Annotated in this window: 24 protein-coding genes; 12 read left to right on the forward strand and 12 right to left on the reverse strand. The window is 57.5% G+C overall.

Annotated features, from left to right (window positions below; all coding sequences use genetic code 11):
• Positions 1-8: 8 nt before the first annotated feature.
• Positions 9-665, forward strand: a complete 657-nt coding sequence (lipB, locus tag ACXADZ_RS10620; protein ID WP_475196153.1) for a lipoyl(octanoyl) transferase LipB — start codon at positions 9-11, stop codon at positions 663-665.
• A 389-nt stretch (positions 666-1,054) separates the two neighbouring features.
• On the opposite strand, the gene ACXADZ_RS10625 is transcribed toward lipB, so the two are convergent.
• Complete coding sequence (locus ACXADZ_RS10625) at positions 1,055-1,471, reverse strand: HIT family protein (protein WP_475196155.1); 417 nt, start codon at positions 1,469-1,471, stop codon at positions 1,055-1,057.
• A gap of 306 nt (positions 1,472-1,777) precedes the next feature.
• On the opposite strand from ACXADZ_RS10625, the gene ctaD reads away from it, so the two are divergent.
• The 3 genes from ctaD to ACXADZ_RS10640 all read left to right on the forward strand — a co-directional run bounded on the left by ctaD (position 1,778) and on the right by ACXADZ_RS10640 (position 4,694).
• The gene (ctaD, locus tag ACXADZ_RS10630; protein WP_171089416.1) at positions 1,778-3,436 is read left to right on the forward strand and encodes a cytochrome c oxidase subunit I; all 1,659 of its coding nucleotides are present in this window, start codon (positions 1,778-1,780) and stop codon (positions 3,434-3,436) included.
• 122 nt (positions 3,437-3,558) lie between these two features.
• Positions 3,559-4,158 (forward strand): DsbA family protein, encoded by a 600-nt coding sequence (locus tag ACXADZ_RS10635; RefSeq protein ID WP_475196157.1) that lies wholly within the window; start codon positions 3,559-3,561, stop codon positions 4,156-4,158.
• A gap of 44 nt (positions 4,159-4,202) precedes the next feature.
• The gene (locus ACXADZ_RS10640; RefSeq protein ID WP_171182731.1) at positions 4,203-4,694 is read left to right on the forward strand and encodes a DUF2244 domain-containing protein; all 492 of its coding nucleotides are present in this window, start codon (positions 4,203-4,205) and stop codon (positions 4,692-4,694) included.
• A gap of 21 nt (positions 4,695-4,715) precedes the next feature.
• Here ACXADZ_RS10640 and ACXADZ_RS10645 read toward each other — a convergent pair whose 3' ends face one another.
• Complete coding sequence (locus ACXADZ_RS10645; protein WP_171089410.1) at positions 4,716-5,201, reverse strand: GatB/YqeY domain-containing protein; 486 nt, start codon at positions 5,199-5,201, stop codon at positions 4,716-4,718.
• Between the two features lie 183 nt (positions 5,202-5,384).
• Here ACXADZ_RS10645 and carA point away from each other — a divergent pair, with 183 nt between their 5' ends.
• Positions 5,385-6,551 (forward strand): glutamine-hydrolyzing carbamoyl-phosphate synthase small subunit, encoded by a 1,167-nt coding sequence (gene carA / locus ACXADZ_RS10650; RefSeq protein WP_475196163.1) that lies wholly within the window; start codon positions 5,385-5,387, stop codon positions 6,549-6,551.
• 82 nt (positions 6,552-6,633) lie between these two features.
• Complete coding sequence (locus ACXADZ_RS10655) at positions 6,634-8,511, forward strand: glycosyltransferase (protein WP_475196165.1); 1,878 nt, start codon at positions 6,634-6,636, stop codon at positions 8,509-8,511.
• 3 nt (positions 8,512-8,514) lie between these two features.
• Here ACXADZ_RS10655 and ACXADZ_RS10660 read toward each other — a convergent pair whose 3' ends face one another.
• On the reverse strand, positions 8,515-9,162 hold the full coding sequence (locus tag ACXADZ_RS10660) for a GntR family transcriptional regulator (RefSeq protein ID WP_171089400.1): 648 nt from the start codon (positions 9,160-9,162) through the stop codon (positions 8,515-8,517).
• Between the two features lie 100 nt (positions 9,163-9,262).
• On the opposite strand from ACXADZ_RS10660, the gene ACXADZ_RS10665 reads away from it, so the two are divergent.
• The 3 genes from ACXADZ_RS10665 to ACXADZ_RS10675 all read left to right on the forward strand — a co-directional run bounded on the left by ACXADZ_RS10665 (position 9,263) and on the right by ACXADZ_RS10675 (position 11,512).
• The gene (locus ACXADZ_RS10665) at positions 9,263-9,907 is read left to right on the forward strand and encodes a pyrimidine 5'-nucleotidase (RefSeq protein WP_171669582.1); all 645 of its coding nucleotides are present in this window, start codon (positions 9,263-9,265) and stop codon (positions 9,905-9,907) included.
• A gap of 85 nt (positions 9,908-9,992) precedes the next feature.
• On the forward strand, positions 9,993-10,241 hold the full coding sequence (locus ACXADZ_RS10670) for a hypothetical protein (protein WP_171091130.1): 249 nt from the start codon (positions 9,993-9,995) through the stop codon (positions 10,239-10,241).
• Between the two features lie 74 nt (positions 10,242-10,315).
• Positions 10,316-11,512 (forward strand): UbiH/UbiF family hydroxylase, encoded by a 1,197-nt coding sequence (locus tag ACXADZ_RS10675; protein ID WP_475196169.1) that lies wholly within the window; start codon positions 10,316-10,318, stop codon positions 11,510-11,512.
• 12 nt (positions 11,513-11,524) lie between these two features.
• Here the strand turns inward: ACXADZ_RS10675 and ACXADZ_RS10680 are convergent, their stop codons facing one another.
• Positions 11,525-12,652, reverse strand: a complete 1,128-nt coding sequence (locus ACXADZ_RS10680; protein ID WP_475196171.1) for an aminotransferase class V-fold PLP-dependent enzyme — start codon at positions 12,650-12,652, stop codon at positions 11,525-11,527.
• A gap of 234 nt (positions 12,653-12,886) precedes the next feature.
• Here ACXADZ_RS10680 and ACXADZ_RS10685 point away from each other — a divergent pair, with 234 nt between their 5' ends.
• A complete protein-coding gene (locus tag ACXADZ_RS10685; RefSeq protein ID WP_475196173.1) occupies positions 12,887-13,588 on the forward strand; it encodes a GntR family transcriptional regulator in 702 nt (233 codons plus the stop codon).
• Positions 13,589-13,594: 6 nt separating this feature from the next.
• Here the strand turns inward: ACXADZ_RS10685 and ACXADZ_RS10690 are convergent, their stop codons facing one another.
• Complete coding sequence (locus ACXADZ_RS10690) at positions 13,595-14,053, reverse strand: Lrp/AsnC family transcriptional regulator (protein ID WP_475196176.1); 459 nt, start codon at positions 14,051-14,053, stop codon at positions 13,595-13,597.
• Positions 14,050-14,505, reverse strand: a complete 456-nt coding sequence (locus ACXADZ_RS10695) for an Lrp/AsnC family transcriptional regulator (protein ID WP_475196179.1) — start codon at positions 14,503-14,505, stop codon at positions 14,050-14,052. The genes ACXADZ_RS10690 and ACXADZ_RS10695 overlap by 4 nt, the downstream gene beginning before the upstream one ends.
• A 131-nt stretch (positions 14,506-14,636) precedes the next feature.
• Here ACXADZ_RS10695 and ilvC point away from each other — a divergent pair, with 131 nt between their 5' ends.
• Positions 14,637-15,659, forward strand: a complete 1,023-nt coding sequence (ilvC, locus tag ACXADZ_RS10700; protein WP_039534886.1) for a ketol-acid reductoisomerase — start codon at positions 14,637-14,639, stop codon at positions 15,657-15,659.
• 132 nt (positions 15,660-15,791) lie between these two features.
• Positions 15,792-16,694, forward strand: coding sequence for a DMT family transporter (locus tag ACXADZ_RS10705; RefSeq protein ID WP_171182715.1), 903 nt, complete (start codon positions 15,792-15,794; stop codon positions 16,692-16,694).
• On the opposite strand, the gene glmM is transcribed toward ACXADZ_RS10705, so the two are convergent.
• The 6 genes from glmM to ACXADZ_RS10735 form a co-directional block, all read right to left on the reverse strand.
• The gene (gene glmM, locus ACXADZ_RS10710; RefSeq protein WP_475196186.1) at positions 16,691-18,034 is read right to left on the reverse strand and encodes a phosphoglucosamine mutase; all 1,344 of its coding nucleotides are present in this window, start codon (positions 18,032-18,034) and stop codon (positions 16,691-16,693) included. The genes ACXADZ_RS10705 and glmM overlap by 4 nt on opposite strands.
• A 33-nt stretch (positions 18,035-18,067) precedes the next feature.
• The gene (gene folP / locus ACXADZ_RS10715) at positions 18,068-19,066 is read right to left on the reverse strand and encodes a dihydropteroate synthase (protein ID WP_475196189.1); all 999 of its coding nucleotides are present in this window, start codon (positions 19,064-19,066) and stop codon (positions 18,068-18,070) included.
• Positions 19,063-19,983, reverse strand: a complete 921-nt coding sequence (locus tag ACXADZ_RS10720; protein ID WP_475196192.1) for a dihydroneopterin aldolase — start codon at positions 19,981-19,983, stop codon at positions 19,063-19,065. Before ACXADZ_RS10720 ends, folP begins: the two co-directional genes overlap by 4 nt.
• A gap of 101 nt (positions 19,984-20,084) precedes the next feature.
• A complete protein-coding gene (locus ACXADZ_RS10725) occupies positions 20,085-21,458 on the reverse strand; it encodes a multicopper oxidase family protein (protein ID WP_475196195.1) in 1,374 nt (457 codons plus the stop codon).
• Positions 21,459-21,531: 73 nt separating this feature from the next.
• Entirely contained in the window at positions 21,532-22,170 is a 639-nt protein-coding gene (locus ACXADZ_RS10730; protein ID WP_475196197.1) for a cell wall hydrolase, read from the reverse strand.
• A gap of 187 nt (positions 22,171-22,357) precedes the next feature.
• Positions 22,358-24,898, reverse strand: coding sequence for a putative PEP-binding protein (locus ACXADZ_RS10735; RefSeq protein ID WP_475196200.1), 2,541 nt, complete (start codon positions 24,896-24,898; stop codon positions 22,358-22,360).
• Positions 24,899-24,985: the final 87 nt, after the last annotated feature.

Consider the following 24,985-nt stretch of genomic DNA (forward strand, 5'->3'; position numbering starts at 1 on the left):
AGGCCGGCATGGAATGGAAAATCACCGATGGTCTGACCAGCTATGACGACGCCGTGGCCTTCATGGAGGCCCGCGTCGCAGGGATCGCGCGTGGCTACGCTGAAGAATGCGTTTGGCTGCTGGAACATCCGCCCCTTTACACCGCAGGCACCTCAGCCAAGATTGAGGACCTGACCGATCCCGACCGGTTCCCGGTCTATGAAAGCAAGCGCGGCGGTGAATACACCTATCACGGGCCCGGTCAGCGTGTGGCCTATGTCATGCTGGATCTCAACAAACGTGGACGCGACGTACGCCAGTTTGTGAAGCAGTTGGAGACCTGGGTGATCTCGGCGCTGGCGGAATTCAATGTACACGGTGAGATTCGCGACGGGCGCGTTGGTGTTTGGGTCCGCCGCGATGACAAGCCGCTGACAGTGACCGGCAAGCCAGCAGAAGATAAGATCGCGGCCATCGGCCTGCGCCTGCGCAAATGGGTCAGCTTTCACGGCATCTCGGTTAACGTGGAACCGGATCTGGAGCATTTCTCAGGCATCGTGCCGTGTGGCATAACCGAGTATGGCGTGACCTCTCTGGTTGACCTGGGACTTCCTGTGACCATGGCTGATCTTGATGCAGCTTTGGAGAAGACGTTTACTGAGGTCTTTGGCTCAAAAGACGCGTGAAAACCCCATCGAACCGAAAGGCGAATCGGTGTTAGCGCGCAAGCATCAAAACAATATACTCAGGCGAATGGTTCTGTTTCCGATGCCTTACGCAATTAACCCTGAATGCCCTGGGTTTATCGGTTTCTTTAGGTAATTTTTAACTCTTTTAGATACAAAGGGGCAGTTAACGAGTAATATGAAACTGCCAATCAAGAGTGAGTGGTATGTTAACCGGTGATCCAGGGCTCGCCCTCGAAATCCGAGAAGTGTTTGGTTACGAGTCTGCCGTTCCGACCCCAAATCGGAACGGCAATTCTCTTCCCCCTACCTGATGGACGACTGAACTTCGCACTCATTAAAAAGTGCCGGTCAAAAATCCGTCGCGGGCGTAAAACTGAAGCCCAGCTTTACAAAGCAGCTTTGATCTTTTCGGCGTGCTGCGCGATCTGGTCGAAGTCGCCCATGTTCCCCGGCGGGCGTATCGACACGCCTTCGTGACGCGGCAGAACGTGAAAATGAAGGTGGAAGACCTCTTGCCCGCCTGCTGCTTCATTGAACTGTTGGATCGTCACACCATCCGCATCAAATGCCGCCTTGGCCGCCTGCGCCATTTTCTGAACGGTATTCATCACCGCCGCCAGTTGCTCGGGCGTGGCATCCAGTACGTTGCGACATGCGGTTTTCGGAATCACAAGCAAATGACCATCGGATCGCGGCATGATGTCCATAAACGCCAGAGTCTCGTCATCCTCGTACACACGGGTCGAGGGGATCTCATTGCGCAGGATTTTGGCAAAGATGTTGTCTGGATCGTAGTCAGCCATATTCAGTCTCCGGATTGCGGGTGTTGGCGTAGTTCTGAGACGCCAGTTCATGACGGTCAAGGCGGATATCTGCCAAGCGCATTTTTCAACCCGGTGCTTATGGCTTGAAAACCGGGCGAGCATCCCCAGATAGATGCCGTTCGAGGCCTGAAAATCGCGCGGCAACCCCCTGCCCGCGACAATTAATCTTGATCCAGATCAAACTCGGCCATTGAAGGTGCTCTCTTCGCAATCTAAAACCAGCAGGAATCCCGCGCGTTGGAGAGGTCCGACTGCGCGGTGTAGTTGCAACAGGAGGCACCTATAATGGCAGACGCAGCCATTCATGGTCACGACCATGAAGACGAGCGCAGCTTTTTCCAGCGCTGGTTCATGTCGACCAACCACAAGGACATCGGGATTCTGTACCTGATCGTTTCGGCCTTGGCCGGTCTGATCTCGGTGGCGATGACCGTTTACATGCGGCTCGAGCTGATGCACCCGGGCGTTCAGTACATGTGTCTGGAAGGCTTCATGGCCGACCCATGTACCCCCAACGGGCATCTGTGGAACGTTATGATCACCTATCATGGTGTTCTGATGATGTTCTTCGTGGTCATTCCCGCCCTGTTCGGCGGATTTGGCAACTATTTCATGCCGTTGCAGATTGGCGCGCCGGATATGGCGTTCCCGCGGATGAACAACCTGTCCTTCTGGCTTTATGTCGCCGGTACGTCGCTGGGTGTGGCCTCGCTGCTCAGCCCCGGTGGTAACGACCAGCTTGGTTCAGGCGTCGGCTGGGTTCTGTATCCGCCGCTGTCCACGACCGAGGGCGGCATGTCCATGGACCTTGCGATCTTTGCCGTGCACGTATCGGGCGCCTCCTCGATCCTCGGCGCGATCAATATGATCACCACCTTCCTGAACATGCGTGCCCCGGGCATGACCCTGTTCAAGGTGCCGCTGTTCAGCTGGTCGATCTTCGTCACGTCGTGGCTGATTCTGCTGTCGCTGCCGGTTCTGGCAGGCGCGATCACCATGTTGCTGATGGACCGCAACTTTGGCTTCACCTTCTTTGACCCGGCCGGTGGTGGTGACCCGATCCTGTATCAGCACATTCTGTGGTTCTTCGGCCACCCGGAAGTGTACATCGTGATCCTGCCCGGCTTTGGCATCATCAGCCACGTCATTGCGACCTTCGCGCGCAAGCCGATCTTCGGCTACCTGCCGATGGTCTGGGCGATCATCGCGATTGGTGTTCTGGGCTTCGTCGTGTGGGCGCACCACATGTACACCGTTGGCATGTCGCTGCGTCAGCAGGCCTATTTCATGCTGGCCACGATGGTCATTGCGGTTCCGACAGGCGTTAAGGTCTTCTCGTGGATTGCAACCATGTGGGGCGGTTCCATCGAGTTCAAAACTCCGATGCTGTTTGCCTTCGGCTTCCTGTTCCTGTTCACCGTTGGTGGTGTGACCGGTGTGGTTCTGTCGCAGGCTGGTGTCGACCGTGCCTATCACGACACCTACTACGTCGTGGCGCACTTCCACTACGTGATGAGCTTGGGTGCTGTCTTCGCGATCTTCGCTGGCGTGTACTTCTACTTCTCGAAGATGACAGGCCGTCAGTATTCCGAGTTCTGGGGCAAGGTTCACTTCTGGATGTTCTTCATTGGCGCCAACCTGACCTTCTTCCCGCAGCACTTCCTGGGCCGTCAAGGCATGCCGCGCCGCTACATCGACTACCCCGAGGCATTCGCCCAGTGGAACTTCGTATCGTCGATTGGTGCGTTCATCTCGTTCGCCTCGTTCCTGCTGTTCTTCGGCATTGTGTTCTACGCCCTGTTCCGTGGCGCGAAAGAGACGCGTCCGAACCCGTGGAACGAATACGCCGACACACTGGAATGGACCCTGCCCTCGCCGCCGCCCGAACACACGTTCGAGCAGCTGCCCAAGCAGGAAGACTGGGACAAGGGCCACGCGCACTAACCCCAACATGATCCAAAGAAACCCCGCCCAAGTGGCGGGGTTTTTCTTTGCGCGTGCTTCACGTTCGCCAATTGCAGCAAAATCAGGTATCATATGCAGGCAAGACAGCCGGAGGGTCGTCTATGCCTGAAATCGACTTTTGGTACTCTATCGGCAGCACCTATACCTACCTCACCGTGATGCGTTTGGATGAGTGGTGTGCCGAACACGACGCCACCGTAAACTGGCGCCCCTTCAACGTGCGCACTATCATGTCGGCCCAGCAGAACGTTCCCTTTGCAGGCAAACCCGTGAAATCAGCCTATATGTGGCGCGACATTGAGCGGCGCTGTGCCAAGTACCACATTCATGCCAAACTGCCCGCGCCCTACCCGGTCTCAGACTTGGCTTTGGCCAATCAGGTCGCCGTTCTGGGAATGAAAGAAGGATGGGGCAAATCCTTTACCCAGGCTTTGTACCGCATCTGGTTCGAGGAAGGTATCGAAGCCGGAAGCGAAAGCGCCCTGTCCGAGGCTTTGTTGCGCTGTCAACAAGATCCACGCTTGGCGCTGGGACGAGCCCGCAGCGCAGACGTCATTGCAACGCTTGAGGCTGAAACGGAAACGGCCGTGAAACTGGGTGTATTTGGCGCGCCAAGCTTTGTTGTCCGGCAAGAAGTGTTCTGGGGAGATGACCGTTTGGACGATGCCCTGTCCTGGGCCCGTGTCGGGCACGTCATCTGATCAAAACCCGTCGACATAAGAACGTCCTGCGCTATGTTCGCGATATGCCGTATACATGGAATCAGACGTCCGAAACGGAACAAGAGCTGCGCCTGTGGCCGCACAACTCTCTGCCTCCGCGCGGAGCTATGATCACTATACTTTCGGTGTTCCTGTTTGGCCTGATCCCCTTGCTGGCCATGCTGGGGTCCGTGGTTCTGTGGGGGCTGTTACCCTTTCTTCTGATCACGGTGTTTGGCCTTTGGCTGGCCATTCAGACCAACTATCGCGCACGCAGCGTTTTCGAGGTTTTGACGCTGTCTGATACGCAAGCGCATCTGGTGCATTACACACCCGGCAAAGACCAGCAGGAATGGTCCTGCAACCGCTTTTGGGCAAGGACGGAAATGCACGAGAAAGGTGGACCCGTCCCCCACTATGTCACGCTTGTTGGAGATGGGCGCGAGGTCGAGATCGGTTCGTTTTTATCGGAAGATGAGCGGATAACGCTGTATGACGAACTCAGCACAAGACTGCGCGAACCGGTCGCGCAGTAGGTCATCGTTCATTTTGATGTCTCAGCAGTTGCCATTTGATGCGGCGCAGAGGTGATCTTTGACCATCGGGCCAACTTTGCCAAAATCCATCTGTCCGGTGTAACGAGTCTTCAACTCGCCCATGACTTTGCCCATGTCTCGGATGGATCCGGCCCCGGTTGCGGTGATCGCAGTCTGAATCGCCTTTGACACCTCGTCATCATCCAGCTGCTTGGGCAGAAATTCCTCGATGACCGCAACTTCCTGCATCTCGCGTTCGGCCAGATCCAAACGGCCGCCTTCTTCATAGGCACGCGCGCTTTCTTTGCGTTGCTTGGTCATTTTACCAAGGATTTCAAGCACCTCAGCGTCACCGCAGCCTTTGACTTCTTCGTTGTCCAAGGCGCGCGCCGCGATATCGCGGTCCTTGATGGCCGCGTTGATCAACCGCAACGTCGACAGACGCTCGGCTGCTTTGTCCTTCATTGCTTGCTTCAGGGCGGCATTCACCCGTGATCGCATGTCCATTTGGTTTGTCCATCCCCATGACAACGGAACCCCGACCATATCTAAACAAAAAGCCTGACACAACAGGGAGCGAATACCCCTAAGTCATTGAAAAACAACAATAGCCAAAAATTTGAACAGACTTGACCCAAGCGCCCAACCCCCTTAGGTATGCGCCGGTTTACCTTGCAGGAGAGTCGCGCCATGGCCCAGAACGCCCCGTCCAAGCCCACCGCATGTCTGGCATTGGCCGATGGGACATTGTTTTACGGCATAGGCTTTGGTGCCGCCGGACAAACAGTGGCCGAGTTGTGCTTTAACACAGCCATGACCGGGTATCAGGAAATCATGACCGACCCATCTTATGCCGGTCAGATCGTGACATTCACCTTCCCGCATATCGGCAATGTCGGCGTGAACCCAGAAGATGACGAAACCAATGATCCGGTTGCTGCAGGCATGGTCGTTAAATGGGACCCGACCGAGCCTTCGAACTGGCGTTCGGCCGAAGAGCTTAAAGGCTGGCTGGCCCGTCGCGGTCGCATCGCCATCGGCGGCGTCGATACCCGTCGCCTGACGCGTGCCATCCGCCAGCAAGGCGCGCCGCATGTCGCTCTGGCTCATGACCCCGAGGGCAATTTTGACATCGAGGCACTGGTAGCAGCCGCTCGTGGATTTGTCGGCCTGGAGGGCATGGACCTGGCCAAGGACGTAACCTGTGCCCAAAGCTATCGCTGGGACGAAATGCGTTGGGCCTGGCCTGACGGGTACACGCGTCAAGAAGCCCCTGCGCACAAGGTTGTAGCTGTCGATTACGGTGCGAAACGCAACATTCTGCGCTGCCTTGCGTCCGCGGGATGTGATGTGACGGTTCTACCTGCAACGGCAACTGCTGCCGAAGTGCTGGCCCACCAGCCTGATGGTGTGTTCCTGTCGAACGGTCCTGGCGATCCGGCGGCGACCGGGGAATACGCCGTACCGATGATCAAAGAGATTCTGGACACCACCGATCTGCCTGTATTCGGCATCTGCCTTGGCCACCAGATGCTAGCGCTGGCCTTGGGCGGCCAGACGGTCAAGATGAACCACGGCCACCATGGTGCGAACCATCCGGTCAAGGATCTGGACACCGGCAAAGTTGAGATCACATCGATGAACCACGGCTTTGCAGTTGATGCTCAGTCCCTTCCAGACGGCGTTGTAGAGACCCACCGGTCGCTGTTTGACGGCTCGAACTGCGGTATCCGCATGACAGACCGGCCTGTTTATTCGGTTCAGTATCACCCGGAAGCGTCCCCGGGACCTCAGGACAGTTTCTATCTGTTTGAGCGCTTCGCCGATGCCATGGAAAAGAAAAAGCAAAGCGCATAACACTCAAACTGTGCAGCGTTAACGGCACGTTAACCTTGATTGAACAACCCTGAGCACGGGTAACTGTGCCAGGGTTCTTTTTATGATTGAGCTTAATCTCCAAAATTTCACAACCGCGTCTCCAATCCCAGCCCCCGGATTTCGAAAACCGCTGGGCACCTGTCTGGTAGAAGGCGGAACTCTGACACAGTCGGAACTTGACCACGCCTTGCATTTGCAATCCCAGCAAAACGCGCCTTTGGGTGAAATTTTAGTGGGTGAAGGATTTGCCACCCGGCAAGACGTCCTGCACGCCTTGACTGTCCAGTCTGGTTGGCAGATTGCGAACCTGGAACAGATCCCGCCCATGCCAGGGCTGTGCGACCTGAAACCGGTAGGTTTTTGGCTGAAACACAACGTTATACCGTGGATGCGCGTTGGCCCGCTTCTGTTGGTTGCGACTGCCCGTCCGGATCGGTTTCCAGATGTTTCTCACGACATGCAGGATTGCGATTACACGATTATTCCCGTGCTTGCGGCCTCTGATCAGATCGACCGCACAATTGCCCGGCAGTTTTCGCGCCCTTTGGCCGAAGCTGCGGAGACACGGGTCGACGCCGAACAGAGCTGCCGCAACTGGACGGTCGGGTCGCGCATTGCGCCAAGCCTGACTGCCCTTGGTATTGTTGTTCTGTTCGCCACTTTCCCGCAGTTAGGGTTGGCTGTTCTGCTGACCGCAGCTGTGGGAACCTTGGTTCTATTCGCTGTTCTTCGCACCGCTGGGGCTTTGACCTATCTGCGTCATTCCTTTCAAAAAAAGCCAGAAGCGTCTGATGCAGCCATCCCGTTACGACAGCCCTGCGTGTCAATCATGGTGCCACTGTACAAAGAGCGCGAGATTGCCGATGCGCTTGTGCACCGGTTGAAACGACTGACCTACCCCAAGGCGCTTCTGGACGTCATCTTGGTCCTGGAAGAAAAAGACGAAGTCACGCGCGCAACTCTGGCGCAAGTGGATCTGCCCAGTTGGATGCGGATCGTCGAGGTGCCCGAATTGGGCGGGCTGACCACCAAACCACGTGCCATGAATTATGCTTTGGACTTTTGCCGAGGCGACTTTGTTGGCGTCTGGGATGCCGAAGACGCGCCGCAACCGGATCAGATCGAACGGGTGGTCGCGCATTTCACGCAGGCCGCTCCGCAGGTCGTGTGTCTTCAGGGCAGCCTTGATTACTACAACCCGCGCACAAACTGGCGCTCTCGCTGCTTCACTATCGAATACAACAGTTGGTTTCGCATCATCCTGCCGGGAATAGCGCGTATGGGACTTGTCGTTCCACTGGGCGGGACCACCTTTTTCTTTCGTCGAGACAAGCTGTTGAAATTGGGCGGCTGGGATGCCCACAACGTGACCGAAGATGCCGATCTTGGCGTGCGGCTGTGCCGGGCCGGATACCGGACCGAACTGGTGGACACCACAACTTATGAAGAAGCAAATTTTCGCGCCTGGCCTTGGGTAAAGCAGCGTTCACGCTGGCTCAAAGGTTTCATGGTGACGTATCTTGTGCACATGCGATCCCCTAAGAAACTGCTGCGCGATCTGGGTGTCGCGCAGTTTCTAGGGTTTCAGGCGTTTTTTCTGGGCACGTTGGGGCAATTCTTACTGGCCCCTGTGTTGTGGCTTTTCTGGCTGTCGACGCTGGGTTTGGTTAATCCAATGGCGCAAGTTGTTCCACAACTGGTAGCTACCGCACTTATAATTCTGTTTTTGACAACCGAAGCGCTGAGTGTTTGCGTCGGATGTCTTGCCGTCTGGGCGCGTGAACGGCGTTTTTTGTTGCCCTGGGTTCCAACCATGGCTCTGTACTACCCGTTGGGGGTGGTTGCCGCCTACAAAGCTTTGTGGGAACTGGCAACCAATCCCTTCTTCTGGGACAAAACCCAACATGGGCAAGCCAGCGAAGATCAGCCGCTGGCCTGATACTTATTTGTCGCGCAGGCTTGCGTCCTGTTTCAGCCGCGTCATGAACGCGATCGAGATATGATCCTTCAGCGCTCGAGCCGCTGCCTCTTCATCCCTTGCGGCAATGGCTTCGACAATGCCCTTATGTTCACTTTGGGCGATTTCTCCACGCCCCTGCACCGCCAGTGAGGTCGTTGCCATCAGGGCCATTGTCCGGTGCACAAGATCAAGTTGCTGCACCAGATAGCGGTTATGGGAAGCCAGATGGATCTGCTCATGAAAGCGCCGGTTCGCGCGCGACAAGGCTGATGGGTCATCAACCAGCTTGTCATCTTCGATGACCATCTCTTGCAGAACTTTGATCTCTTCTTCGGTCGCGTGTTTGGCCGCAAGGCTTGCAGCCAACCCCTCCAGTTCCCGACGTACGATATACAGCTCAGCCATCTGGTTGTGATCCAGCGAGGCAACGATCAGCGACCGCCCGTCCCGTTCCAGCAGGGACTGGGTCTCAAGCCGTTGCAGCGCTTCGCGGATCGGCGTGCGTGACACTCCGAACCGTTCGGCCAGCTCGCTTTCCACCAGACGATCACCGGGCTTGTAGACACCCACATCAATAGCTTCGAGTATCAGGCTGTAGGCATCCTTGGTGGGGGATCGGGTCTGGCTCATGGGGTTCATTGTCTCCTCGTTCGGACATGTCTATCCGTCCAAAGGGGGAACGATCAAGTAGAGCATTGAAAACATCGCGCCCGCGCCCTACACCCTGCTTATGGTCAAACCGGCTTTTTCTCATGTCACACAGTGGGTGTTCGATCTGGACAACACCCTGTACCCGCCACACATGCGTCTGTTCGATCAGATCGAAGTTCTGATGACGGATTATGTCATGCGGGCGATAGGTGTAGAGCAGGCCGAAGCGGACCGTTTGCGGGCGCATTACTGGCGCGAATACGGCACCACGCTGGCCGGTTTGATGGCCGAACATGATCTGGACCCCGACCCGTATCTGCACGCAGTCCATCAGGTGGACATGAGCCATATGGACCCGGATGCGGCCTTGGCCGACCACATACGCGCCCTGCCCGGGCGACGTATTGTCTATACCAACGGCAGCGCTCCTTACGCCGAACGGGTGCTTGAGGCGCGCGGCCTTTCCGGACTGTTCGATGCAATCTATGGCGTGGAACATGCAGGCTATCGGCCAAAGCCCGAAAAAGCAGCCTTTGAGGCGATCTTTGCACAGGATGGGATTCTGGCTGAACAAGCCGCCATGTTCGAGGATGATCCGCGCAATCTGGCGGCTCCGCACGAGATGGGAATGCGGACTGTGCACGTGGCACCTGACCCGCATGACGCCGATCACATCCACCATCACACGGACGATTTGACGGCGTTTCTGGCCCGCCTGCGATAGGCTGTCACACTGCGACGATCCGCACATTCTGCACCTGCATCCTCGTCCCTATATGCACATCAGCGACGAACAGATGGAGACCTAAATGACCGCGATCGAGATGACCGGCCGCCTGCCGATTTGGCAGCGCCTTTTCTTTGCAATCCCTGTATTCGGGTGGCTGGCCCGCGATGCGGTCAATGGCAAGGCCGAAGATCTGTATTACACCGCCGGTGCGATTTTCAGCATGTGGGGCTGTTCCATCATGTTGTTCGGCCTACCCGGTCTCTTCATACCTGCCCTGATGATGGTGCCGGTGATGTTTTTGATTCTCGTCCTGATTTCGCGGGGCTGAGGCACGGGACAGGATGTCACTTGGCGCTTGGGGTCGAACCGAACTAGGTTCTGCCCAAACCGATGAGAGGCGCCATGACTGATAGCTGTGACATCCTGATTTCCGGCGGCGGCATCGCCGGCCTGACCGCAGCAGCGGTTTTCGGAACAGCAGGCTTTGACGTGATCTGCGTGGACCCGACCCCTCCGATCACTGAGCGGGATGTGGACGGATCGGACCTGCGCACCACTGCCTTTCTTCAGCCTGCGCACGGATTGCTCGAACAGTGCGGGCTTTGGGCGCGCCTGGACGCCCACGCGGCCCCTTTGCAAATCATGCGCATCGTGGATGCAGGCGGCGACGTGCCCGAACCGCGCGTTGTGCGTGATTTCAATGCCGCCGACATTTCCGATCAGCCCTTTGGCTGGAACTTGCCCAACTGGCTTCTGCGCCGGGAAATGGTGGCGCGACTGGCAGACCTTCCCAATGTCGATTTCCGCCCCGGCACCGGTACGACCAGCCTGTTCACCCGCACCGCCGAAGCCCGCGTTGGGCTGAGCGATGGCAGCCGCGTCCAGTGTAAACTGGTTCTCGCAGCCGATGGCCGCAATTCACCGATGCGCGAAGCCGCAGGAATATCGGTTTACACAACACGGTACGGGCAAAAAGCGCTGGCATTTGCGGTGACCCACCCCATTCCGCATGAAAACGTTTCAACCGAGATTCACAGATCGGGCGGGCCGTTCACGCTAGTCCCCTTACCCGATTGGCACGGGCAGCCGTCCTCAGCCATTGTCTGGATGGAGCGAGGTCCGAAGGCCATCGACCTTATGAACCTCGAGCCTGAAGCATTTGAGGCCGCAATGACCGAACGGTCCTGCGGGTTGTTTGGCCCATTGAAGCTGGCGTCGCGTCGGACGATCTGGCCCATCATCAGCCAGTCTGCCGAGCGGTTGTCCGGCGAACGCATTGCCTTGATGGCCGAGGCCGCGCATGTGGTGCCGCCGATTGGCGCTCAGGGGTTGAACATGTCTTTGGGTGATCTGCGCTGCCTGCTGGATTTGGCACAGGCCCGCCCCGAAGGGCTGGGCGACGCTCAGATGCTGGACGCTTATCACAAGGCCCGCCATACCGAGGTCGAAATGCGGGTCAAGGGCATCGACCTGTTGAACCGCGCCTCGATGATCGAGGCGCGTCCGTTGCGCGATGCACGGGCCATGGGGCTGAGCGCGCTCTATTCCCTGCCGCCCGTACGCAAGACGTTAATGCAGATGGGCCTTGGCGTTCGCTAAGGCCCGATTCGTTTACAGAACCTGATCCAACACCCGTTTCAAACGCGCGATGGTGCCATCCACATCGTAGAGCTTGTCCAGCCCGAACAGACCCAGTCGGAAGGTGCTGAACCCTTCGGGCTCATCACATTGCAGGGGCACGCCGGCGGCAATCTGCATTCCAAGTGCAGCAAATTTCTTGCCGTTCTGAATGTCGGGGTCCGAAGTATAGCTGACGACAACGCCGGGCGCGCCAAAACCGTCAGCAGCCACTGAAACGATGCCTTTGTCCTTCAACATGGACCGCACACCATCTCCCAACGCCCATTGCGCCTCACGCAGTTTCTCGAACCCGTAATCTTTGGTCTCTGCCATGGTATCGCGGAAGGCCAACAACGCGTCGGTCGGCATCGTTGCGTGATAAGCATGACCGCCATTTTCATAGGCCTGCATGATCTGACGCCACTTTTTCAGATCCACTGCAAAACTGTCGGAGTCTGTTTCCTGTAAACGAGCTTCGCCCCGCTCGGATAGCATGACAAGGCCAGCACAAGGCGATGCGCTCCACCCTTTCTGGGGGGCAGAAATCAGAACATCGACGCCTGTCGCCCGCATATCCACCCAGGCGCACCCAGATGCGATACAATCCAACACCATCAGCGCACCAACCTCATGCGCGGCGTTCGCCAAAGCGGTCACATAATCGTCGGGCAAAATCACACCGGCAGATGTTTCAACATGCGGGGCAAACACGACGCCCGGTTTTTGCGACCGAATGGCTTCGACAACCTCTTCAATGGGGGCTGGCGCAAAGGGCGACGGGCTGGAGTTGCCTGTCTGACGGGCCTTCATAACTGTAGAGCTTGGCGTCAGGGATCCGCTTTCGATGATCTGGCTCCACCGGTACGAGAACCACCCGTTCCGAACCACCAAAACATCCGCCCCCCGCGCAAACTGACGGGCTACGGCCTCCATGGCATAGGTGCCACCGCCCGGAATGACAGCGACGCCTTCAGCGTTATACACCTCTTTCAACATGTCCGAGATGTCGCGCATGACCTGTTGGAATTTCTGCGACATGTGGTTCAGCGAGCGGTCGGTGAACACCACCGAAAACTCTTCAAGCCCGTTCGGGTCAACGGTATCCAATAACGCTGGCATTCCTCATCCTTTCCAAAAACGTTTTCGAGAACCTGATCTCTTTGCCAGCCCCCGTAAAGCACTTTCGCGACAAAAAAGGTGACGCAACGGCATGCTGCGTTTAATCACAAATGCTGCGCCAGATCCTGCTGAAATAACCATAAATGACGCCAAGTAGTGTCACCTTCCCCTTTACACTTCTGCTTGCTTCTGAACAGATGCACACACTTTATACTTGAAGGGATAATTCTACCCGTGACTATACAAAAGCGGATAAGCTTCCAGTCCGTTCGAGACGAAGTTAAACGGCGTATTGAAAGCCGCGTCTGGCCGCAAGGGTCGCTTTTACCAACCGAAACGCAATTGGCCGAAGAGTTCAATTGCGCACGTGCCACTGTGAACCGCGCCTTGAGGGAATTGGCCGAACAAGGATTTGTTGAGCGCAAACGCAAAAGCGGAACGCGGGTCAAGAAAGAACCCAGCAAACACGCCAAGCTTGAGTTTTCTCTGGCCCGTCAAATGGTTGAAAGCCAAAACGCGACCTATCGCTATGCCTTGGTCGAGCGTAACGTCGTGGAAAGCCCCGGCTGGCTGACGTCGCAATTGGATTTGCCCAATGACATGCGCGTTCTGCATGTCACATGTATGCACTACGCGGACAACCGACCGTTTCAGTTGGAAGAGCGCTGGATCAATATCGACGCGGTCCCGGATGTGGAAACCGCTGACCTGAGCGGACAAGGGCCGCATGAATGGCTACTGCACGCAGCCCCGTTCACCGAGGCCGAAATCGCCTTCTGCGCGATCTCAGCCGACGCAAAACTGGCAGAGTTTATGGGCACTACAACGGGCACTTCCATGATTCAGATGGAACGCACCACGTGGAAAGAGGATAAACCTTTGACGTTCGCCCGTATGACCCACCATCCGGGATATTGCGTCCGTACAAAATACTGAGGCATCTCAACCAAGCGGTCCGGGCAAGCGTTCTTCGCTCAGCAAAACGTTTGCCTCGACATCCCCTGCACCGGGTAAGGTCATGATCCGGCGCCGCAACACACGTTCAAAATCAGATAAATCCCGTGCGACAACGCGCAGGCGATAATCATATAAGCCCAGAACATGCTCGACGGTCTGCACCTCGGGAATGGCACTTACGGCGCGTTCAAAATCCTCAAGACTGATCTGACCTTTTCGCCCGAGTTTCACACCCAGAAACACCGTTACCCCAAAGCCAAGCGCCTCGGCGTTCAAGCGCAAACGCCGCCCCTTGATGATCCCTGCTTCTTCTAACCGGCGGATACGCCGCCAGGTGGCGGGTTGAGACAATCCAAACCTGCGCCCCAACGCACCCGCGCTTTGTGTCGCGTCCTGCTGCAGAGCGCGCATCAAGCGGCGGTCAACTTCGTCCAACTCGATCATACCGGCAGCACCTCATCCCGTTTGACCCGCGCGATATGCATCAGCGCTTCGATGTCGGCGATATGAGGTAAGGTCAGAATCCGATCGCGATACAGCTGTTGGTAGTGGTTCATGTCCTTGGCAATGACCGAAAGGCGTACATCCACACGTCCCAGAAAGGTCTGGATCTCAACCACCTCGGCCACATCGCGCGCGGCCTCGGTAAACTCGTCAAAGGCCCGCGCCTGTGTCTTGTCCAGCGTGATCCGAAGTGAAACCTCGACCGCATAACCCATGGCGGTCCAGTCAATCACGGCCTCTTGTCCCTGGATGATCCCGGCCGCCTGCATCTTTTCGATCCGCCGCCAACAGACACCGGCGCTGATCCGGCACAGATCAGCCAGTTCCGCTGTTGTCAGGCTAGGCGCGGCCTGAAAGTGGCGTAAGATACGCCGGTCAATGTCATCAAGCATGATTTTTTTACTTTTCTCACTATTTTCGAATTATTCTTCACCTTTTTCACAAATACTCAAGCCCAACGCTATCGCCAACACACGATCAGGCATGTAAAACCGCCGCAATCTAACCTGAAAGGACCGGCGAAATGCGCGTCTATTACGATCGCGATTGCGATATCAACCTGATCAAAGACAAAAAAGTGGCCATCCTGGGCTATGGCTCGCAAGGTCACGCCCACGCGCTGAACCTGCGTGACTCGGGTGCCAAGAACCTGGTCATCGCCCTGCGCGAAGGCTCGCCTTCGGCCAAGAAAGCCGAAGCGGAAGGTCTGGAAGTCATGGGCATCGCCGAAGCGGCAGCCTGGTGTGACGTCATCATGTTCACCATGCCCGACGAGCTGCAGGCTGAAACCTACAAGAAATACGTCCACGACAACATCAAGCCGGGTGCTGCGATCGCGTTCGCTCACGGCCTGAACGTCCATTTCGGCCTGATCGAGCCGAAAGAAGGCGTCGACGTCATCATGATGGCGCCCAAAGGCCCCGGTCACACCGTACGTGGCGAATACACCAAGGGCGGCGGCGTGCCCTGCCTGGTCGCCGTTGACAATGACGCGACAGGCAAAGCGCTGGAAATCGGCTTGTCCTACTGCTCGGCCATTGGTGGCGGCCGCTCGGGAATCATCGAAACCAACTTCCGCGAAGAGTGCGAAACCGACCTGTTCGGCGAACAAGCCGTTCTGTGCGGCGGCCTGGTCGAACTAATCCGTTGCGGCTTTGAAACTCTGGTCGAAGCCGGTTACGCGCCGGAAATGGCCTATTTTGAGTGTCTGCACGAAGTGAAGCTGATTGTTGACCTGATCTACGAAGGCGGCATCGCCAACATGGATTACTCGATCTCGAACACCGCCGAATACGGCCAGTACGTCACCGGCCCGCGTATCCTGAAATACGACGAAACCAAAGCGCGTATGAAAGAGGTTCTGAACGACATCCAGCAGGGTAAATTCGTTCGCGACTTCATGCTGGAAAACGCTGTTGGCCAGCCGACCATCAAGGCTTCGCGCCGCGCCAATGACGAGCACATGATCGAAGAAACCGGTGCGAAACTGCGCGGCATGATGCCGTGGATTTCGGCCGGCAAAATGGTCGACAAAGAAAAGAACTAATCTGACCTCTGTCAGCACAAGGGCGGCCCCGGTGGTCGCCCTTTTTCGTTTGCACAAAAAAGCGGCGCAGCACATAAACACCCGGTCAGATTAACTTTTTTACGTTTCACGCAGCCGCAGCAGGACAAACAAATGGTGCCACAGCCTACAAAACAGGACTGGAGCGGCGTTTTCACGCTGGGCCTTATCTGGGGCGCGACCTTCATGGTCGTTGCCATGGCGCTTGAAGGCTACGGCCCGATCACAGTTGCGACCTCCCGGACGACGCTGGGCGCTGTGACCCTGCTGCTGTTGATGTGGGCGACCGGTCGCAAATTGCCGGTTCTGACACCAGCGCTTAGCACTTCGATTGTGCTGATCGGTGTCCTGTCCACAGCCGTTCCATTCATGTTGCTAAGTTGGGGACAGCAATTTGTGCCCTCGGCTTTTGCAGGTCTATCCATGGCCGCGATCCCGTTGATGGTGCTGCCGCTTGCGCATTTCTTCTCGGATGAACCGCTGAACCTGCGTCGTTTTCTGGGGGTGTGCCTTGGGTTCTCAGGCGCATTGGTCCTGATCGGTCCCGGCCTTGCAAAGTTGGGTCAAGGGGCGGAACCGTTGGCACAATTGGCCTGTATTACCGCGGCACTGTGCTACGCCAGTTCTTCTGTGATGACCCGGCGTTGCCCCCCGGTCGATCCCGTGGTGCTGGCGGCCCTGACACTGGTCGTCGGGGCCATACTTCTGTTACCGATCATGCTGCTCACCGAAGGTCTGCCGACGTGGCAAGGACCACGCCCGACAATCGCCTTGATTGTGTTGGGATTGGTCCCAACCGCTTTTGCTACCCTGCTGCGCGTTTCGATCACCCGCAGCGCCGGATCGGTTTTCCTGACATTGGTGAACTATCAGGTTCCAATCTGGTCGATGGTGTTCGGCGCATGGATCCTGTCCGAGGCCCTGCCCCTGCGCTTTTACATTGCCTTGGGCCTGATCCTGACCGGCATGGCGATCAGCCAATGGTTCAGCCTGCGCAAGGTTCTGTTTGGACGTTAACCCGTGGCGGCTTCGACCTCGGCTACGATGCTATCAACAACTTGGGTCAGCAACCCGTCGTCTTCGCACTCTGCCATGACGCGGATCAGCGGTTCGGTCCCGGATTTGCGGATTAGCAGCCGACCCTGCCCGTTCAGCCGCGCTTCGGCATCTGCGATGGCGGCCTGAACACTCTGAACCTCTAGCGGAGTTTGCCCGCTGGTATAGCGCACGTTTTTTAGCAACTGCGGCACCGTTTCAAACTGTTTCGACAGGTCCGAAGCCTTGCGCCCCGACAAAACCATTTCAGCCAGAAAATGCAGGCCCGCCATAAGCCCGTCACCAGTGGTGGCATAATCGCTCATCACGATATGGCCGGATTGTTCGCCACCCAAATTGAACCCACCTTCCCGCATCCGCTCGACCACATAGCGGTCGCCAACAGCTGTGCGCTCCAGACGCAACCCTTGCCCTGACAGATGGCGTTCTAGCCCCAGATTGGACATTACCGTCGCCACCAGAGCATCGCCCTTCAACTGATCCGACCTCTTCCATGCCGTCGCAAGCAACGCCATAAGCTGATCACCGTCAGCCACTTGACCGGTTTCGTCGACCACAACAACCCGGTCCGCATCGCCATCCAGACAGATGCCAACATCTGCACCGTGGGCCACAACCGTTTCTGCGGCCAGTTGCGGTTTTGTGGATCCGCAATTGAGGTTGATGTTCTTGCCGTTGGGCGCGACACCGACCGGAATGACATCAGCGCCCAGTTCCCACAAAACCTCGGGCGCAGTGCGGTGGGCCGCGCCGTTTGCGCAATCGATGACCACTTTCAGACCATCCAAACTGACGTCGCGCGGCAAGGAGGATTTCACACGCTCACCATAGCGGAACCGCGCATCATCGACACGACGCGCCCGGCCAATATTTTGTGCCTGAGCGGGCTGGACGCCTTCGTCGATCAACCGTTCGATCTCGATCTCGGCCTGATCCGACAGCTTATAGCCATCGGGTCCAAAAAACTTGATGCCATTGTCTTCTGCCGGATTATGGCTGGCCGAGATCATGACCCCAAGATCGGCACGCATGGACCGCGTCATGAGACCAACGGCAGGCGTTGGTACGGGCCCCAGAAGCAGCACATTCATACCCGTCGAGGTCAGACCCGCCGTCAGCGCGTTTTCCAGCATGTAACCGGATAGGCGCGTATCCTTACCGATGACAACCCGGTGCACACCCGTCGCGTCACGGCGAAAGTAACGCCCAACCGCAGCCCCGATGCGCAAGGCCATTTCCGCCGTCATCGGATGCGTGTTGGCGGTGCCCCGCACCCCGTCAGTTCCGAACAGCTTGCGCATACGTGTCACTCCGTGATTTGTCGTGAGACCGGATTACCGGACAGCAGCCCATAGGCGCAAGGCCTGAGAGGTCTCGGCCACGTCGTGCACGCGAATGATTTGCACGCCCTGAGACAATCCTGCCAAAGCCACCGCAATTGATCCCGGTGCACGCGCCGTCTTGCGCGGCTCCTGCCCGATCGAACCAATGAAACCTTTGCGCGACACGCCAAGCAGGATCGGGCAGCCCAAACCGTGAAACAGGCTGAGATTGCGCAGCAAGGTCAGATTGTGATCCTCGGTCTTGCCGAAGCCGATGCCGGGATCAACAAGGATCAGATCACGGCTGAGGCCAAGGCCCTCCAGCAGTGCAATCTGGTTCTCCAGAAAGTCATACACATCCAGCAAGACATCGTCGTAATGCGGATTGTCCTGCATCGTGGCCGGATCGCCCTGCATGTGCATGACACAAACCGGGGCGCCCTGTGCTGCACAAAACGGTGCCAGATCTGGATCAAAGGTAAAGCCTGAAACATCGTTCACCAACCCGGCCCCGGCATCGCAGGCAGCTTTGGCCACATTGGCCTTGCGCGTGTCGATCGAAATCAGAGCATCCGTTTCCGCCCGGATCGCCTCGATCACAGGGCGTGTGCGGGCGATTTCTGTGTCAGCTGGCACAAAATCAGCGCCGGGGCGGGTAAATTCCCCACCAATATCCAAAATCGTGGCCCCTTGCGCGACCATATCTGCGGCGGCCGTACGCGCGGCTTCTGCCGAGCTGTGGACGCCCCCATCCGAGAAGCTGTCCGGCGTGGCATTCAAAATGCCCATGATATGTGGCACCTGCATGTCCAGGCCCGCAATGTCAGTCCGCGCTTGGGTCAAACGGCCAAGATAGTCAGACGGAACCTCTGATACCGCAATAACCTCAGGGTCCGCCCCGCGCCGCAAGGCTTCAACATGGGTGAACCAAAGCGGTTGACCCGCCAGCGGCACGGCGCCTGCAGGGCGTACAGGGCCATGCTGAACCAGTGGTCTGTAATAGATGCTCACAGCTGGGCCTGATCCACGGCAACCGCGCGCAAGGGCGTTTTGGGTTCTTTCGGCAATGCGCCGCCAATCACCAGCATTTCGCTGGCTTCAAAGGTTGCTGCGAACCAGGCAGCAAGGGCCACAGCATCAGATGGCGCAGCAGAAGGACCGTCAACCGCATCCAACACAATCTTGGACGGGGCCCAAACACAGATCTGTCCGTTCTTCATCGCCCAATCCAGTTCCGTCCGGGTCGAAACCACCACGCAGCGGTGATCTCGTGCCGCCAGAACCCAAGCATTCTGCTCAATGGCCAACAAATCGATACGGCGCTGCGTCATCGCGTGGCCAGTTTGGGGCGCGTCCAGATCCGACGCCCCGACGCACAGGATCAACGGGCGCTGGCGGTTCTCCAACTGGTCTATCCAACCGGTCAGATTGTTCGAGGAAATGGCTTCGTTCGACAGGTACACAAGACGCGGATGCGGGCGTTCCTCTTCGACCATTTCGTGATGGACCGAGTCCTTCCCGCGTACGATTTCAACACCCAAAGCCCCCGGACCGCGATCCAGTTTTTCGATGCGAACAAAGACCCTTACGGCCTGAGGCTCAAGAAGAATACGCTCCGCCACGCGTTCCGCAAGCGTCTCGAGCAGGTTCAAGCGTTCTGCAGCCAATTCAAAGGCTATGGCTTCAGTGACCCGGTCATAGGACAGGATCCGATCAACGTCGTCGTCAATATCGGCAGTCAGCGGGCGCACCTCGACCACGATGTTAAAGCAAATCCGTTGGGTTGTGCCCCGTTCGGCCTGAAAGGCACCGATTTCGACTTCAACGATGTGATCGCGCAGCGAAATGCGATCCAGCGGTCCTCGGGGAGAAGTCGCCTCGGACCTCTCAGAGGGGTGTGCAAATGCCAGGCGGATTTCAGAACTCATGGGTCAGGCCTTTTCGGGCTCGTTGCAAAGATTGCCTACTATAGGCTTTGCCGGGGCCTATAGCACTCAAACAAGCGCCATTCCAACCGCCGATTGCGGCGTCAGGCGACCCTAAACCAACTCATCATGCCGGATGCGGCGTGTCCCAGCATATGGCAATGCAAAAGCCAGTCGCCCGGATTGTGCGCGACCAAAGCGATCTGGCGAGTTTGCCCCCGCCCCACCAGAACAGTGTCGCGCCAAGGGCCAAGGGAACCGTCATCCAGAACCAAGCGGAAGTGATGCCCATGCAAATGCATCGCGTGTGGAAAGGCTGTTTCATTCACGAACTCCACCCTGTGCAGGCTGCCGATAGCGGCATCCAGAAATGGATCATCGGGCCGTTCTGCATGACCGTTCAGCGCCCAGAACCGACCCAGCTGTGCCAGTTCACGGCCTGACAACTCGGTTGCGCCAAGCCGCGCGCTTTCCAACCATCGCATCGCGCCGCCCTGCAAAACCATTTTATGCAACGGTGCATCTTCAATATTTTTGATTTCCGGCAAAGGATTGGGCGGCAATGCTGACACGCTCTGCCTTTGCGCCTTTGCGGCGTCGCCTGTAACGTCGAACCGCGCCAGACCAAAGGCACCATCCCGTTCAACACTGACGAGACTGGCGGTATCACCTTCGGTGACGACGTCGACAATCAGATCCGCACGTTGTGCAGGTGCTAATGGGAACGATCCTGACAGTTGTAACGGAGTTTCCAGCGGCATGCCGTCGAGGGCAGCGATCCAACCTGAAAGACCGTCGAGATCCAGATCATAGACCCGGGCGTTAGAGGCATTGATCAAGCGCAGTCGAAGGCGTTCATGCCTTTGCACAGAAAACGCTGGATCAAACGACCCGTTTACGGTGACGATATTGCCGAGCCGACCGGCGTGGCTCAGGTCATGGCCGTTGTCGAAATCGTTTGTTATCTGTGCCGTTTCCGGGTCTAACCGCCAATCATCCAGCATCAGTATCAGGTCCTGATCGATATCTGGCGTTTGTGCCTCTTCCACGATCAGCGGCCCATAAAGGCCCCGCGCAACCTGTTCCATTGACCTGTTATGCGAATGGTACCAATAGGTCCCGGCATCAGGGGCGACGAAGTCATAGTCAAAGGAACCTCCCGTTTCGACCGCGTTTTGCGTCAAACCGGGTACGCCATCCATGGCATTTTCTATTCGGATTCCGTGCCAATGAACCGAGGTCGGTTGGGGAAGCTGATTCACAAGCTTGCGCTGAACACGTCTGCCCTGCCCGACTCTTATGGTGGTTCCGGGGACAGAGCCATCGAAGCTCCAAACTGTTGTGTCAGGAAATCCGTCAGGCGCAACACGTTGCCGGGCTTCGCGCGCTTCAAGCGACGGGAAATCGGCCCGTGCCGCAAGCGGCAGCGTCGCGGCTGCAGCAGCCGTTTTCAGAATGTGTCTTCGTGTAAAAAGCATTACGGGCCTCCTGGCCCGTAATATAGACTGCAACTTTCCCCGCGCCATCAAGCTTCCAGCGCGGGTGCGTCAATCAGTTGCTCGCTGTCCGATAGTTGTGGCGATAGAAGATGTGCACACCAATCCGCGCAGTCTGCTTGTAAACGCGCGACCAGGACGGACGCACTGCAGTGGTGTGATAATGGGTCGCCCCTTCGGTCAGCTCTTTGGCTACACCGTCAATCGCCGCACGGGCCACTTTTGACACGCGCTCATAGGCTTTCTTTTCATGGATGACTTCCTTGCGGCCATCGCATGTGTATGTGAACTGGCACTGGTATTTTTTACCCGTACCCTGACGGATTACACCACAGAGTGAGTCCGGGAAGCGGCTGCTTTTGACCCGGTTCAGGATAACCTCGGCAACGGCGAACTGTCCGCGCACGCTTTCACCACGCGCTTCAAAGTACAGTGCCTCAGACAGGCACTTCCAGTTCTCGTCACCGGTGGCTTTCGGTTGCTGGTCAAGCCAGTCCTTGGAATAGCTCACTTGGACAGGCGCGGCTTTGCGCGGCTGGAACAGCTTGAAGTAGTCACGAAAGCTCTGACCCGGCAATTCGTTACGGGCCACAAGCTCTTGCTTTGCGGTTTCGGTTGCTTCCCTCTCGGCGAAGGACGCACTTGGCAGCATGGTTGCCGCCAAAGTGGCAGCAGCCAGTATATAACGTAGCATCAGATAACCTCGCACAGGCACTTCTCGCGCCATACCCTCCCCCGGCGGGCGCGACGAGGCATCTAGCGCAATCGAGCGCAAACGTCCAGTCTTTCGGAAAAAGCAAGTAAAAATCCGCCCGTAGCGAAGATTTAAATCGCCCACGAGTGATCAGATAACCCACTAATCCTTGGGATATCGTGCTCTGTCAACCCCCAAGTCTGGACGAAATCGCCAGTTGAGCGGCAGCCAGCCGAGCGACCGGAACCCGGAACGGAGAGCACGACACGTAGTCAAACCCCAGATCCCGGCAAATCGCGATTGATTCGGGGTTTCCGCCATGTTCGCCACACACAGACAAGGTCACGTCAGGTTTTGCAGAGCGTCCGCGTTCGGCCCCCAGTTTCAACAACTCCCCCACCCCGTCCGGGTCAAGGACGTGAAACGGATCTTCGCCAAAGACGCCCTGCCGCACGTAAGCTGACATGAAACGACCGGCATCATCCCGCGACAGGCCATAAGTCATCTGAGTCAGGTCGTTTGTACCAAAACTCATAAACGCCGTTTGCGGGGCGATCTCTTCTGCTCGCAGACAGGCGCGTGGCGTTTCAACCATTACGCCCAGCCGATAGTCGAATTCCTGCCCCTGCTCGGACGCAACGGCCGCTGCGACCGAGTCGATGCGGGATTTTACCAGCTCAACCTCGCGCTTTGCCGAAACCAGAGGGATCATGACCTCGGGCACAACTGCAGCCCCGTTTTTCCGGGCCTCCAACGTTGCTTCGAAAATCGCGCGCGCCTGCATGTCGTAGATTTCCGGCACGGTTACGCCCAGACGCACGCCGCGCAGACCCAGCATTGGGTTGTATTCGCTCATGGCAGCAACGCGGCGCTCGACATCTGAAACAGGCAGATCAAGTGCTTCGGCCAATTCTCTTTGCCCGCTGCGGGTCGTGGGCAGAAATTCGTGCAGCGGCGGGTCGAACAGGCGAATACAGACCGGCTTGCCTTCCATGATACGGAAAAGTTGCACAAAGTCCTCGCGTTGCATCGGCAACAATCGTTCCAGCACCGCCGCGCGACCAGATGAGGTTTGAGCAAAGATCATTTCGCGCATTACGATCAGACGGCCGGGATCAAAGAACATGTGTTCGGTGCGGCACAATCCGATCCCCTGCGCCTCAAAATTCCGGGCAGTCTGCGCATCGGCGGGGGTGTCAGCATTGGCACGAATATCAATGTCACGCTCTGCATCGGCCCAGGCCATCAACGTTTGAAAACAGTCGTCGAGCGCCGCCTCGAGCATTGCAGGCTGCCCCGCCAGCACCTGCCCCGAGCTGCCATCGATGGTCAAAACATCGCCGGTTTTAAAGACGCGACCATCCGGTGCTGTCAGCATCTTCTTCTTGGTCTGAAACCGAATGTCAGACGCACCGACGATACAGGGCAACCCAAGTCCGCGCCCGATCACCGCTGCGTGGCTGGTCATCCCGCCTTTTTCTGTCAGAACGGCCACAGCTGCATGCATTCCACGCACATCCTCGGGCGAAGTTTCGCGACGCACCAGAACACAGGCTTCGCCACGCGCGGCACTTGCCTGCGCCTCAGCTGAGGTGAACACGATCTTGCCGGTCGAAGCACCGGGACTAGCGCCAATGGCAGTTGTCAGAACATCGCGTCGTGCATCCGGATGCACCTGCCGGTGCAGAAGTTCGTTCAGCGCGTGGGGGTCAACACGCATGACCGCCTCTTGCGGCGGGATTATCCCGTCCTCCGCCAGACGCACCGCAATCCGCATAGCCGCGCGAGCGCTGCGCTGTACGCGCACGCCATCCAGGATGTGCACGTCACCGTTTTGAATAACGAATTCGACCTGCATTTCTTCGCGCAGTTTTGCGCGCATCAAAGCGGCTTGTTCCTTGAGTTCAGAAAATGCTTCGGGTGCAACTTCCTCAAGCGATGGGCCACGCGGGTCTTTTTCCAGAAACAGCGCGGCAACATCTTCACCCAACGCATCCCGGCCCTGACTTTGGCTCAGATAACGACCGGTGATCTGCTGCATCCCGGTTGTGGAATCAACCAGTTGCAAAACACCAGAGCCACATTCGCCCTGCCCGACACCGGGGATCATTTCCTGAATGACCAGCCCCAGTCCGGCATCTGCCGGTGCCCCCTTGGCCTGCCGCAACAAGCGCGCCGAGGTTCCATCCCACGCCCGTGCCATAGACCGTAGCACACCGATCAACTGTTCTCCGCGGTCTTGCGGAAAGGCTTCGTCGGTTTCATCTTCATAGGCCCGCAACGAAAGGCGCAGTCCCTCGCTTCCGTCCAGTTCGATGTCGTCAAACACATCAGGATCCAGGCGTGCCACGTGGATCGCGTAGCTTTGCACAAACCTCAGATACAGTGCGGCAGCCGCTTCGGCCCCCATGTTTTCCGACAGATCCACATAGCGTGCATCGTTCATGCCGATGTTCAGAACTGCCCCGGGTCCGCCCCAATCCGGGTCCTCGGAACTGGGCCGAACACATAGCAACGTCGCCGGGTCAAACTGTTCGAGGATCGCGGCCAGGTTCGGGATCTCGCCTTCGGCAATCTGGTGCACAGAGTCAAAGGACAGCGCGACCGTTCGCGGAACAGGCAATTCAAGACGGACCAGCCGTTGCAGGCACTTGGCCCGCCCGCCATGGGTATGGGCCGTGACCGGCGCGTCGGAGGTTATGAGCGTGGTATGCGGATTATTCTGCACTGCAGCACCTTTTGGTTTGCGTGCAGCATAAGCGCTTGCGCCTTTCGCGCAAGGGCGTTCTGGGCGCGCATTTGCCGCGCGCCCAGA

This window comes from Ruegeria sp. ABM4_193 (assembly GCF_056158705.1).